12 protein-coding genes are annotated in these 12,704 nt (G+C 29.0%); 5 read left to right on the forward strand and 7 right to left on the reverse strand.

All coding sequences use genetic code 11. The features are described 5' to 3' along the window. Positions 1–31: 31 nt before the first annotated feature. The 3 genes from BLV71_RS08440 to BLV71_RS08450 all read left to right on the forward strand — a co-directional run bounded on the left by BLV71_RS08440 (position 32) and on the right by BLV71_RS08450 (position 2,471). Positions 32–679 carry a response regulator transcription factor gene (locus BLV71_RS08440; RefSeq protein WP_093870123.1) on the forward strand — a complete coding sequence of 216 codons (648 nt, stop codon included), beginning with the start codon at positions 32–34 and terminating at the stop codon, positions 677–679. A gap of 41 nt (positions 680–720) precedes the next feature. Continuing rightward, positions 721–1,116 carry a 30S ribosome-binding factor RbfA gene (gene rbfA / locus BLV71_RS08445; RefSeq protein ID WP_093870124.1) on the forward strand — a complete coding sequence of 132 codons (396 nt, stop codon included), beginning with the start codon at positions 721–723 and terminating at the stop codon, positions 1,114–1,116. Positions 1,117–1,268: 152 nt separating this feature from the next. Next, a complete protein-coding gene (locus BLV71_RS08450) occupies positions 1,269–2,471 on the forward strand; it encodes an ABC transporter permease (protein ID WP_093870125.1) in 1,203 nt (400 codons plus the stop codon). Positions 2,472–2,490: 19 nt separating this feature from the next. Here the strand turns inward: BLV71_RS08450 and dusB are convergent, their stop codons facing one another. The 5 genes from dusB to BLV71_RS08475 form a co-directional block, all read right to left on the reverse strand. Next, entirely contained in the window at positions 2,491–3,480 is a 990-nt protein-coding gene (gene dusB / locus BLV71_RS08455; RefSeq protein ID WP_093870126.1) for a tRNA dihydrouridine synthase DusB, read from the reverse strand. A gap of 125 nt (positions 3,481–3,605) precedes the next feature. Then, the gene (locus BLV71_RS08460) at positions 3,606–4,484 is read right to left on the reverse strand and encodes a DUF5777 family beta-barrel protein (RefSeq protein WP_093870127.1); all 879 of its coding nucleotides are present in this window, start codon (positions 4,482–4,484) and stop codon (positions 3,606–3,608) included. Beyond that, positions 4,469–4,852 carry a hypothetical protein gene (locus BLV71_RS08465; RefSeq protein ID WP_093870128.1) on the reverse strand — a complete coding sequence of 128 codons (384 nt, stop codon included), beginning with the start codon at positions 4,850–4,852 and terminating at the stop codon, positions 4,469–4,471. Before BLV71_RS08465 ends, BLV71_RS08460 begins: the two co-directional genes overlap by 16 nt. Next, positions 4,830–5,363, reverse strand: a complete 534-nt coding sequence (locus tag BLV71_RS08470; RefSeq protein WP_176974379.1) for a YceI family protein — start codon at positions 5,361–5,363, stop codon at positions 4,830–4,832. The genes BLV71_RS08465 and BLV71_RS08470 overlap by 23 nt, the downstream gene beginning before the upstream one ends. A 12-nt stretch (positions 5,364–5,375) precedes the next feature. Beyond that, the gene (locus tag BLV71_RS08475) at positions 5,376–5,720 is read right to left on the reverse strand and encodes a hypothetical protein (RefSeq protein ID WP_093870129.1); all 345 of its coding nucleotides are present in this window, start codon (positions 5,718–5,720) and stop codon (positions 5,376–5,378) included. A gap of 388 nt (positions 5,721–6,108) precedes the next feature. Between BLV71_RS08475 and lepA the strand changes: the two genes are divergently transcribed. Together lepA and BLV71_RS08490 are read left to right on the forward strand one after the other, a co-directional pair. After that, entirely contained in the window at positions 6,109–7,905 is a 1,797-nt protein-coding gene (gene lepA / locus BLV71_RS08485) for a translation elongation factor 4 (protein ID WP_093870131.1), read from the forward strand. A 187-nt stretch (positions 7,906–8,092) separates the two neighbouring features. After that, the gene (locus BLV71_RS08490) at positions 8,093–10,945 is read left to right on the forward strand and encodes a T9SS type A sorting domain-containing protein (RefSeq protein ID WP_093870132.1); all 2,853 of its coding nucleotides are present in this window, start codon (positions 8,093–8,095) and stop codon (positions 10,943–10,945) included. Between the two features lie 34 nt (positions 10,946–10,979). Here BLV71_RS08490 and BLV71_RS08495 read toward each other — a convergent pair whose 3' ends face one another. Beyond that, complete coding sequence (locus BLV71_RS08495; RefSeq protein WP_093870133.1) at positions 10,980–11,741, reverse strand: LytR/AlgR family response regulator transcription factor; 762 nt, start codon at positions 11,739–11,741, stop codon at positions 10,980–10,982. A gap of 14 nt (positions 11,742–11,755) precedes the next feature. After that, the gene (locus tag BLV71_RS08500; protein WP_255405140.1) at positions 11,756–12,535 is read right to left on the reverse strand and encodes a sensor histidine kinase; all 780 of its coding nucleotides are present in this window, start codon (positions 12,533–12,535) and stop codon (positions 11,756–11,758) included. Between the last annotated feature and the right edge of the window lie 169 nt (positions 12,536–12,704).

Consider the following 12,704-nt stretch of genomic DNA (forward strand, 5'->3'; position numbering starts at 1 on the left):
AGAAGTCTAAATATAACCCTAACTCTACTATATTATGAAATATTCAGTTGTAGTCGTAGATGACCATACACTATTGTCGCAAGCTATTGAAGGGATGGTGAATACCTTTGATAAGTTTAAAGTTTTATATACTTGTAAAAACGGAAAAGAAGTTTCCGATAAGTTTTTAGGATCGCCTAAAAATATTCCAGATATAGTATTAATGGATGTTAATATGCCAGTAATGAATGGTATAGAAACAACTCATTGGATTGTTGAGAATTATCCTAATGTACATGTAATGGCATTGTCAGTTGAAGATGCTGATGGTACTATCTTAAAAATGTTAAAAGCAGGGGCAGTAGGGTATTTATTAAAGGATACCCAAAAAGGAGTTTTAGAAAAAGCCTTGTTAGAGTTAATGGAGAATGGGTTTTATCATACTAAAGAAGTTACTAATTTATTGTTAGATTCTGTTTCTGGTAAAAATGGACGAAGTACAGTTAGCTTTAAAGAAAATGAATTAAAATTTATGCGTTTAGCTTGCTCTGAATTAACGTATAAGGAAATTGCTGAAAAAATGTTTTTAAGTCCTAAAACAATTGATGGGTATAGAGATAGTTTATTTACTAAATTAGATGTTAGAAATAGAGTGGGCTTGGTAATGTATGCCATAAAAAATAAACTGTATACACCATAAAATAGTACTGTTAGGAAGAAAATATTTCCTAAATTTGCAGCATGGAAGAAACAAATAGACAGCGTAAAATTGCAGGTGTATTGCAACAAGACTTAGTAGATGTTTTACAAAGAGCTGCTCAAGATGGAATGAGAGGGGTAATAATATCTGTATCAAAAGTATCAGTAACTTCAGATTTAGGTGTGGCAAAAGTATACTTAAGTGTATTTCCATCTGACAAAAGAGATGAAATTATTGATGGAGTAAAATCTAACACCCCATTAATAAGGCATGAAATGGCTCAACGAACAAAAAATCAATTACGAAGAATGCCTGAGTTGTTGTTTTTTGGAGATGATAGCTTGGATTATATTGAAGAAATAGATAAGTCTTTAAAGGGAGATGATGTTGATCCGATTAAAAACCCAGACGTTTTACCTAAACGTCAAAAACGTTAACATTCTTATATAGTATATAGAAATATAAACTACTTGTGTTTGCAAGTAGTTTTTTTATTTGTAAATATTTTAAGTATTAAAAATATAAAGAGAATAGTTAAAAAAAAACGCATAAATTTGAAAGATTAAATTCTAATACGCATAATCAACTATTGAAGTTTTCTTTATACATAGCTAAAAGATACTTGTTTTCAAAAAGCGGTACAAATGCAATTAATATAATTACTTTCATAGCAACCTTTAGTGTTGTGGTTGGTACTATAGCATTGTTTGTGGTTTTATCAGGATTTTCAGGTCTTCGTACTTTTAGTGATTCTTTGTTAGAGGCTTCAGATCCTGCTATAAAAATTATACCCGCTAAAGGGAAAACTTTTGTGTATACAGAAAAAATTGATGAAGTATTAAGAAGTAATAAAGGAATTCAAGTAAGTTCAAAAGTTATAGAAGAACGAGTTTCTTTAAAATATAAAAATAAAAATCATATAGCTTACATAAAGGGTGTTGATGAGTTATATAATCAAATAGTAACTATAGATTCCTCTTTAACTGTTGGTAGATGGTTAGATAAAGAATATAGAAATACAGCAGTTGTTGGATATGGTATTTTTTACAAACTTTCATTAGGTGTTTTAGATTTTGGAGAACCTTTACAGATTTTTGTGCCAAAACCTGGTAAAGGATTTATAAATCCTAATAATGCTTTTAATTCAGTAAGTACTCAAGTTATAGGTGTGTATTCTGGTTCTGAAGAGTTTCAGAATAAATATGTATATACTAATATTGATTTGGCTAGAGTACTACTAAATTATTCAGAAAATACGGTAACTGGTTTAGAGTTAAAATTAAAAAACTCTTTTAATAATGACGATGTTAGAGATGAATTACAAAATGCTCTAGGTAGCAACTATGTTGTTAAAACAAAAAAACAGTTAAATGCATTATATTATAAAGTAGTAAATACAGAGAATTTTATATCTTATTTAATATTTACATTAATAATAATAATTGCTTTGTTTAATGTAATAGGTTCAATAATTATGATGATTATTGATAAAAGAAAAAATTTAAAAACTTTATTAAGTCTTGGAGCTAGTATAAAAGAAGTTAAAAATATTTTCGTGTATCAAGGTTTTTTATTGGTTCTGGTAGGAATGATTTTTGGTCTAGTTTTAGGTATAAGTTTAGTGTTAATTCAGCTCCATTATGGTGTGTTTATGATAGCCTATAATTTACCTTATCCTGTTGAATTTAGGTGGACGAATTTATTAGTTGTAGCAACTACAATCACGATTCTTGGGTATGTAGCTGCTAAAATTGCAAGCTCTAGAATTTCTGTTAAGTTTATTGAGAAATAGTGCTCCTATTAACTATATGTTATAGTATAGAATCTCCAAATTTGTCTTTCACTAAATTAAAAGTATCAAAAACATCTTTTGGGTCATCCATGGTTACCATTTTAAGACGGTATTCTTTAAAATGAGGAATGCCTTTAAAATAATTAGTATAATGCCTTCTTGTTTCAACAACCCCTAGGCGTTCTCCTTTCCAATCAATAGCCATTTCTAAGTGACGACGAGCCATTTCTGTACGCTCCAAAATAGTAGGAGTAGGTAAATGTTCTCCTGTTTTAAAAAAATGTTTAACTTCTTTGAAAAACCAAGGATAGCCGATAGAAGCTCTACCTATCATACAGCCATCTAAACCAAATTTATCTCGCATTTCCATTGCTTTTTCAGGAGAATTAACATCACCGTTACCAAACACAGGAATATGCATTCTTGGGTTGTTTTTTACTTCAGCTATTGGAGTCCAGTCTGCATTTCCTTTATACATTTGGGCACGAGTTCGACCATGAATTGAAATAGCTTTACAGCCTACATCTTGCAAACGTTCTGCAACTTCAACTATTTTAATTGAATCATGGTCCCAGCCTAAACGTGTTTTAACAGTAATAGGTAACTTAGTGTGCTTAACCATAGCTTCAGTTAACTTAACCATTAAATCGATATCTTTTAGAATACCAGCTCCAGCTCCTTTAGAAACTACTTTTTTTACAGGGCACCCAAAATTAATGTCAATAATATCAGGGTTAGTCTTCTCTACAATTTCTACAGAACGTAACATTGAATCTAAATTGGCACCAAAAATTTGAATACCAACAGGTCTCTCTTTTTCATAAATATCTAATTTCATAACACTTTTAGCAGCATCACGGATTAAACCTTCTGAAGAAATAAATTCTGTGTAAACTACATCTGCCCCATTTTCTTTACACAAAGCTCTAAAAGGAGGATCACTTACGTCTTCCATAGGAGCTAGTAATAGAGGGAAATCAGGTAGTTCTATAGTATCAATTTTAACCAAAATATTCAATGTTTTACAGCGGCAAATATACAATATTCTCTCTCCATACCTTATTTAAATATAAGATGTAAAAAAAGTTTCCTGAAAAGGAAACTTTTTAAAAGTAACAATATATAAATAAGTGATTAAAACACTCTTACTATATTAAATCCAAATACTAAATCACCACTAGCTTTGCTTATGAATCCTGGTTCATTACTAGATTGTGAGTTTGTAAATAATAACTGAAATACATGACCACCAGTTTCTATGTCAACACCGAAAGTATAAGGATTCGTATAATTCGAATCTTTATGTCTGTTTAAATTATGAACATATTCAGCATTTAAGCTTATTCTTTTACTTAATTTATATCTTCCTCCAAAGCCTAAAGCAAATTGATTATGATTAGCTTGCTTTACAATATCTAAAACTTGTAAGTTCTGACGTATGTATGTTGGAGCAAATTCGAATGAAAATTCTTTTGAAAATCTGCGAGAAGCTAATAGTTGTAGTGAATAGCTATATCTATCTGCATCTTTCAATGTGTAATTTGAAAAAGAAGCATTTTTGATTTCTGTATTTCTATTTATAGTAGCATACCCTACTAGATTTAGGGGGAATTTATTAGATTGTTTTGCAATTCGAACTTTAGCAGAAGCAGCTAAAGTTTTTTCAAAAGACTCTCTACTAATACTGAATTGAACACCGTCCCAGAAACTATATAAAAGTTCTATCTTGGTAAAAGCATCATCTAAACCAAAAAAACTATCAAATCCATTTTTCAAAGGGCCAAATCTATGAGAAACTATTAAGTAAAGATCCCCTTTATCAGCAATTTTAGTAGATTGTAAGTTTCCAATTTTTAATGTTTTAAATGCTGGTAAGTTAAATTGAGTTCCTGCATTTGATTCTTTATCCAATTCATCTAATAAATCATCTTGTGCGTATAAAGTAAAAGACGAAACAAGTAAAAAGGTTAAAGATAGTAGTGTTTTTCCTAGATCATTTATTTTATAATACATTGGTTGAGTTTTAATTCGTTTAGTAATTCGTCGTATCCTATAACAGTTCCTTTTACTGTTATTTTATCTTGTTGTTTCTTTGTTAAGCGAGCATCTTTTCTTAATTGACAAAAAATAAAGTCGTCTAGAATGAAACCATTATTTACAACAGAAGTTATTGTTCCTTCTAATTCAATTGTTTTAGTGTTCCATTTATCAAAACCTTTTTGGAGCTCTTCAATGAACATTTCAGAACTTCCGGTATAAACTGCTTCAATTTCTTCCGTAGTTTTATGAGGTTTATATACTTGCTTGTATACAACTATTCCACCTATAAAAATAATGCTTATGGCTAATAAAAACCACTTACTTTTTTTCTGAAAGCTCATAATTAATGATAATGTTTATTTTGCTGGCTATTTTTTTTCTAATAATGCTAGGTATTTCAATGTTATAATCCTTAGGGCTTACGGAAAAATTACCAGTCAGTTTAATTTTTTCATCTTTTTTGTTTAAAGAAATAGGAAAAGAGATTTCTTTTGAGATACCTCTAATAGTTAATTTCCCTTTTAATGTATAGGTAGTTTTAGAATTAAGATTGTCAAATTTGAAATTTTCAATTTTACCCCTGAAAACAGCTTTTGGGTAAGTGTCTGAATCCATATAGTTTTCATTAAAGTGCTCTTGCATCAAGGCGACTTTAAATTTAAAGGCACTTACAAAAAGTTGGGAAGCTACATCGCCATTTTTAGTAAGTATAGCAGAAGTACTATTATTAATTGCTTCAACTGGTTCAAAAGCATCAACTGAAGCTTTGAATTCGGTTATTCCAGTTCTAGTAAAGTATTTTTGGGCGAAAATGGTTTGTCCAATAAATAATAATATAATTAATAGTCTCATGAGTTCTTGTTTTTATTCAATATATCCGTCCGATTTCCATTTGTCTATAACGTTTTTTTTGTCAGTAGCAAGTGGACTACTAGGAGGCATGGTGTTATTGTCTATTCTAAAGTGTAAATTACCATTTTGAGCAGCGTTTTTAACTTGGGTGTAATTTGTTAAAGATAATCCAGCTGCTGGACTTGAAGCAGAATGACATCCAGAGGTTGCACAACTATTGTCGATAATAACTTTTACATTTTTGCTATAAGTAATTTCTTCTGTAATAGGCGGAGTTATCGGTACTTCTGAAGAAGAACAGCTAGTTAATGATATTGTTAGTAAAGAAAATAGAATAAAAGCAGTGAGATTTTTCATGAATTCTGAATTTTAAATGATTAGTTTTTTTGTTACGTGATAATTTTTGATTTTTTTCAAAAATCTTGTCTTGGTACAAATAAACTAAAAGTCAGTCTATTATATATGGATATGGTGGTTGAGGGGGAAAAATATACCTATGAAAAGGAAAAAAGAATGGTGAAGGAGATAAAGAAAACATATTTTTTTAATGGAATGAATTATTATTTAGTTGTATAATTACTTTTCAAGGTTTTATTTTCCTTGGAATAAATATAAGCAAATTTTTTACCAAAATGTAAAATATTTTAAATAGCTCTTTTTATAGGGGACTAACTGTTAATTTTTTATTTGCTTAAGCATGTAATTAGCGTATCTTTGTCGGTCATCAGTATATAGATTTAGATACATGAAAAACATTAGAAATTTTTGCATCATTGCACACATAGATCACGGAAAAAGTACATTAGCAGATAGATTGTTAGATTATACAGGAGCAGTTACTGAACGTGAAAAGCAAGATCAATTATTAGATAATATGGATTTAGAGCGTGAGCGTGGTATAACTATTAAATCACATGCTATTCAAATGGATTATATTCATAATGGAGAGCCTTATGTTTTAAACTTAATTGATACTCCTGGGCACGTTGATTTCTCATATGAGGTGTCTCGTTCTATTGCAGCATGTGAAGGAGCTTTATTAATAGTGGATGCTGCTCAAAGTATTCAAGCTCAAACAATTTCTAATTTATATTTAGCATTAGAAAATGATTTAGAAATTATTCCAGTACTTAATAAGGTAGATTTACCAAGTGCTAACCCAGAAGAGGTAACTGATGATATTGTTGATTTATTAGGATGTGATCCGGAAGATGTAATTCATGCAAGTGGTAAAACTGGTTTTGGTGTAGACAATATTTTATCAGCAATAATTGATAAAATTCCTGCACCTGAAGGAAATCCTGATGCGCCTTTAAAGGCATTGATTTTTGATAGTGTTTATAATTCTTATAGAGGTATTGAAACTTATTTTAGAGTTATTGATGGTTCAATCAAAAAAAACCAGCAAATAAAGTTTGTAGCTACAGGAAAACAGTATACTGCTGATGAAGTAGGTACTCTTAAACTAGAACAAGTTGTTAAAAAAGAAGTTAATACTGGAGACGTTGGGTATTTAATAACAGGAATTAAAGCAGCAAAAGAAGTTAAAGTAGGAGATACTATTACAGATTTTGAAAACCCAACTACAGATATTATAGATGGTTTTGAGGATGTAAAACCAATGGTTTTTGCTGGTATTTATCCAGTTGATACTGAAGATTATGAAGAATTACGTAATTCAATGGAGAAATTACAACTAAATGATGCTTCGTTAGTATTTCAACCAGAAAGTTCAGCAGCATTAGGATTTGGTTTTAGATGTGGGTTCTTAGGAATGTTACATATGGAAATAATTCAAGAACGTTTAGAGCGCGAGTTCAATATGACTGTTATTACAACGGTTCCTAACGTTTCTTACCATGCATATACAAAGAAAAATCCTGATGAAATTGTATTATTGAATAATCCAACTGACTTACCAGACCCGTCAAGATTGGATAGAGTAGAGGAGCCTTTTATTAAAGCAACTATAATTACAAAATCTGATTTTGTAGGTCAGGTAATGAGTTTATGTATAGAAAAGAGAGGAGAAATAGTTAATCAAACATATTTAACAACAGAAAGAGTTGAGTTAACTTTTGACATGCCTTTAGCTGAAATTGTTTTTGATTTTTATGATCGATTAAAAACAGTATCGAAAGGTTACGCTTCTTTTGATTATTCACCAATAGGAATGAGGTCTTCTAAATTGGTTCGTGTAGATATTTTATTGAATGCTCAGCCAGTAGATGCACTTTCTGCTTTATTACATGCGGATAATGCTTACACAATAGGTAAGAAAATTGTAGAGAAATTAAAAACATTAATTCCAAGACAACAATTTGATATTCCTATTCAAGCTGCCATTGGTGCAAAAGTTATAGCAAGAGAAACTACAAAAGCTTTACGTAAAGATGTAACAGCGAAATGTTATGGAGGTGATATTTCTAGAAAACGTAAATTATTAGAGAAACAGAAAAAAGGAAAGAAAAGAATGCGTCAAGTTGGTAACGTAGAAATTCCACAAGAAGCATTTATGGCTGTCTTAAAACTGAATGATTAAAAAATAATTTAGTTATTGTTTTTTAGAGTTTCATCTTTTATTTTCGCAACCGAAAAGAAAATAATATTGCTAAAAAAACCAAAAGTAATGATGTTTACTTTTGGTTTTTTTTGTTTTTAAAAATTGCTATAAGAATTAAAGAAATCTTATGAAATAGTAAAATGATTAATTATAAAAACAAATAAATATGATAAGAAAATTACTTTTATTTTTTGGACTGCTATTAGTAGTAATAAGTACTGTAGCCCAAACTACTCCATCAGAATATGGTGATTCTCCAGATTGGAAAAATGTACTAGCTTTTGGAGGAGATGGAAAAGAGACAGTAATAGAAATGCAAAAAGATGCAAGTGGGAACTTGTATGTATTGGGTAATTTTTATGGAAAAACTATAATTGATTCTAAAACTATAGAAAGTCAAGGAGAGAATTCGAATATCTATTTAGCAAAATTTAATATTGATGGTAAATTATTATGGATTACTCAAAGTGATAGTGAGATAAGTGGAAATTTAGACGCTTTTCAAATAAAATTAAAAGGTACTCATATTTATGTTTTAGGAAGTTTTAAAAATGGAGACAAATTATCTAATCAGGTTCTGTCTGGTTCGAAACCTAATAACTATTTTTTTGCTAAATATGATATAGATGGAACGTTAGTGCAAAAAAAGGTTTTGGAAAGTATAACAACAGTTACTGACGGATATCAAAAACCAATATTCACCTTCAATGATACTGAGAAGGTATTTTATATAGCTGTTTATAATGAATTACACTCTGTGAATGAAGAGTTAACTCAAGTAGAACTTAAAAAAACGTATGATGTTGATTTGTTAATTACAGATATTCTATTTTTAAATAATTCTATTTTTATTACAGGAAATACTAAAAGGGATGTTATGTTGGGGAATGTTCAGTTATCTTTTACAGGAAGATATTCGTCTCTTTTTTATGCGTCATTAAATACTGATTTAGAAACTAATTGGGCATATGTGGCAAAATATGACACTTCAGATAGAGGAGATTCTAAAATTGGAAAGTTTAGTGTTAAGAATAATCAATTATTTTGGAGTGGTGTAGTAAATGGGAAAGAAACTATTAATAACTTGACTTTTTCACAATCTGGAACTACTAATTTATTACCTTTTATTGTTTCTGTTAATGCTACTAATGGAAATTTAAGTTCTTTAAGATGGTTTCTTCAAAATAAGGTAATTACTAGTGATAGGAGTATAAATAATATTAAACATTTGATAAACGAGAATGATGAAATAACCTTTTTATATAAAACTATTGATTTTACAAGTTTAAATAGGTTAATTTTAAATTCTGGAGAAGGAGCAGAGGAGGTAAAAACAAATGTTTTGACTGAAAATGTACTGTCAATTTATGGTCTTAATGGTGAAGAAATAAAATCAAACATTAATACTAATTTAAATTTAAATATAACAAAGTATATTAATAGTGATGAGCAATGGAAGCAGGTTTTTGTAGGAGAGAATGGTAGTTCTTCTAATGTTCTTGATGTGGTTTCTGATAAAGGAAATTATTATTATGCATTGGTTGAAGATGGTAGAAAAACGAATAATACTTTTGGAAGTGGAGATTTAGCTTTAATTAAAGTTGATTTTAATAATCAAATAATTTGGTCAAAACCTATTATTGGAGATTTTAATGGAGCTACGAGTGTAGGAAATTTTATTACCTATAATAATGGTAATGTGTTTTTGTCTGGAGATATTTTAGGAGATGTAAGGATAGGTGATCAAGAAATAAATCCAGTAAATAATGAGTACAGAACTTTATTGTTGACTAAGGTTTCTTCTGAAGGTGTATTAATAAATCATACATTAATAAACCCGTCAACTAACGAAAATCAATTTATTGATGTTATATCTCATGATAATGGTAAAATTGTGGTTACTCAATTAATTGGGAATAAAAAGGCGAAAGCAACATTGTTTAACGCTGATTTAACTATTAATAAAGCAGTAACTTTTGAAGCTTCTACAGTTTATATTTTAGAAGGAACCAAAGGGAAGGATAATAGAACATATTTAGTTGGTGAATTTTATGGAGATACTGTAACTTATGATGGAACAGTTTATAATAAACCTAATACTGATACTGCAAAAAATGGAAATAATGTTTTCTTTGAGTTAGATAGTGAATTTAATTTTTTAAATGTATTTAATTATGCTCATTCGTCTAAAAATTATGGTTCATGGCCTACTTCTATAGTGAGTGACGGCAAGGGTAATAAATATATTGGAGGGGTTGTTGTTTATACTCAAGAATATTCTTTTAATAATATAACGCCTAACTTTGATTCAAGAGCACCAAGGTATAATTTATATTATGCAAAAGTAAATAAAGATAATAATTTTGATTGGGTTAAAACGATAGGAAGTAATGAGTTGCTTTTAAATTACTCATCAATTGATATTGATCAAAAAGGTAACTTATATGCTTCAGGTTATTTTAAAAAGAAAATGTTTATTAATGATAAAATAGAATTGTCTTTTGATTATGAAGAAGGACGTAGTTCTTATATTATTAAATATAACACATTGGGTGAGGTACAATGGGTAAAAACAATTCCTTCAACTTCAATTACAAATACAGCAGGAGTAGCTGTTAATAATACTGGAGAACTAGTGCTAGGAGGTTATTTTTCTAAAAACGGTACTTTTAGTAAGGGTTTTCATTATACTAGTAAAGGTGGTTCAAAAGGTTTTTTAGCAATATTAGAAGCTAATAAATCATTAACTGTTAATGAAGTTGGTTTAGAGAAAAATATGACGGTTTATCCTAATCCTTCAAATGGTATTTTTAATGTTAATACTTCTTTATTAACACTGTCTAAGAATAAAATTTATACTCAGGTTTTTGATTTGCAAGGAAGAATTGTTTACAGTAAAATGAATTCAGTAATTAATAATGAAATAGGGTTTAGTCTTAAAGGTTATTCTAAAGGTGTTTATATTGTTAAGATTACAGATGGCATTCATAAATATTCAAATAAAATTATTTTAGAATAAATATTTTTAAGAAATGGTTTGAGCACTAATTTTATTACTCAAGCCATTTCCTAAAATCAGAGGTTGTAGATGAGCTTGTCATTGCTTTTTCTTTTCCTCCAGTGTATGATATTAGTAGTCTGTTTTTAAAATGATTTTCAATATTCTCTATAAAATCAATACTAATAATTTGACTTCTATTTATTTTGAAAAACTTATTAGGGTTTAATTGTTGAAATATTGAACCTAAGCTTTGAGATATTGTATGTCGTTTTCCTATATTATCTGTAGCTATACAGAAGTCACCAGAGGCTTCTATTAAACTTACATTAGTAACGTTTAAAAGTTGTATTCCTTTAGCTTTTTTAATAACAAATCGTTTTTTATAGGAAGTGTTCTCTTCTTTTAATGCAGATTTAAGGTTTGATATTGTGTTAGTGTTAAGTTTGTTATAACTTCCATTGTTGAATAAAGCTTGATATTTTTCTATTGCTTTTTTAAAATCAGATTTTGAAAAAGGTTTTAATATGTAAGCAATTCCATTGGTGTTGAAAGCTTTGAATAAGTATTCGTCATGTGCAGAACAAAAAATAATAGGGCAATTTATAGTTACTTCATCAAATAAATCAAAGGAGATCCCGTCTAATAATTGGATGTCGGATAAAATAAAATCATATTTGTTTTGAGCTAGTAATTTTTTTCCTTCTGAGTTAGAACGTGCTAAATCATGAACAAATTCTTCTTCAAAAGTATCATTCAGGTAATTTACTAATTTTTGATATGCAGGTATTTCGTCTTCTAGAATTAGTATTTTCATTTTACAACATGTTGTTAGTTTTCTTCACTCAATTTGATTATTGGAATAGATATTACAAAACGACTATTGGCATTTTTGATATCTACTTTTTTGTCAGATAACAACTCATAACGAGTCTGTAAATTTTGTAATCCAGTTCCTAAACTTTCTTTGTTTAAGGTGTTAGATTTTGTGTTATTAACAGTAAGCCAGTCATTTGTTACTTTAATTTGAGTTTTTATAACTTTATTGCTAGCTTTATTATGCTTTACTACATTTTCTAATAGTGCTTGTAATGCTCCAGTTGGTATAAATTTATCTGTAATATCGCCTTCTTTTTCAATAGTAAACTTATAGTCGTTACCAAAGCGAGTTTCAATTAAAAAAATATAGTTTTCTGCAAATTGAATCTCACTTCGTAATTCCATAACTTCTGCATCTTTTGTTTGGATAAGATATCGATAGATTAACGATAAGCGATTAATATATTCTTTTGCTTTTTCTGAGTCAGAATCTATTAATGAATCTAATGTGTTTAAGTTGTTAAACAGAAAATGTGGGTCTATTTGTGAGCGTAATAGCTTTAGCTCATTTTCTTTTTGTTGTTTTTCTATTTTTAATATTTGACTTTGCCCTTCGTAGAATTTTTTGGTTAATAAAAGAGCAAAAGGAAAAGCTGTAGAGTATGTTGCGCGATCTATCATCTTAAAAAAGAAATCGACAGGCTTAGGGAATTTTGACCAATCATTATTCCCAGACCAATACCCTATAATATAATCTATTCCTGAAAAAAAAAACAAGAATAAAAACTCCAAATAAAGTGAATAAGAAGTATTGTTTATTAATCATTAGCTTAGGTATTAGCCAAAAAATATATAAGAAAACAATAGAGCTAATCATGAAAATCTCTATAGGAAAATCAATAAGGTACTCTCGAAGTAATGCTTCTCTTAAATAGTAATCTCTTGCTTGCATAATAAATGA

Source organism: Tenacibaculum sp. MAR_2010_89, assembly GCF_900105985.1.
GTDB classification, from domain to species: domain Bacteria; phylum Bacteroidota; class Bacteroidia; order Flavobacteriales; family Flavobacteriaceae; genus Polaribacter; species Polaribacter halocynthiae.

What these genes read in the sequence shown, in the direction of transcription:
- BLV71_RS08470 (WP_176974379.1), bottom strand. Translation starts at nt 5,363, where the DNA reads ATGAGACTATTAATTATATTATTATTTATTGGACAAACCATTTTCGCC.
- BLV71_RS08490 (WP_093870132.1), top strand. Translation starts at nt 8,093, where the DNA reads ATGATAAGAAAATTACTTTTATTTTTTGGACTGCTATTAGTAGTAATA.
- BLV71_RS08460 (WP_093870127.1), bottom strand. Translation starts at nt 4,484, where the DNA reads ATGTATTATAAAATAAATGATCTAGGAAAAACACTACTATCTTTAACC.
- BLV71_RS08495 (WP_093870133.1), bottom strand. Translation starts at nt 11,741, where the DNA reads ATGAAAATACTAATTCTAGAAGACGAAATACCTGCATATCAAAAATTA.
- BLV71_RS08465 (WP_093870128.1), bottom strand. Translation starts at nt 4,852, where the DNA reads ATGAGCTTTCAGAAAAAAAGTAAGTGGTTTTTATTAGCCATAAGCATT.
- rbfA (WP_093870124.1), top strand. Translation starts at nt 721, where the DNA reads ATGGAAGAAACAAATAGACAGCGTAAAATTGCAGGTGTATTGCAACAA.
- lepA (WP_093870131.1), top strand. Translation starts at nt 6,109, where the DNA reads ATGAAAAACATTAGAAATTTTTGCATCATTGCACACATAGATCACGGA.
- BLV71_RS08475 (WP_093870129.1), bottom strand. Translation starts at nt 5,720, where the DNA reads ATGAAAAATCTCACTGCTTTTATTCTATTTTCTTTACTAACAATATCA.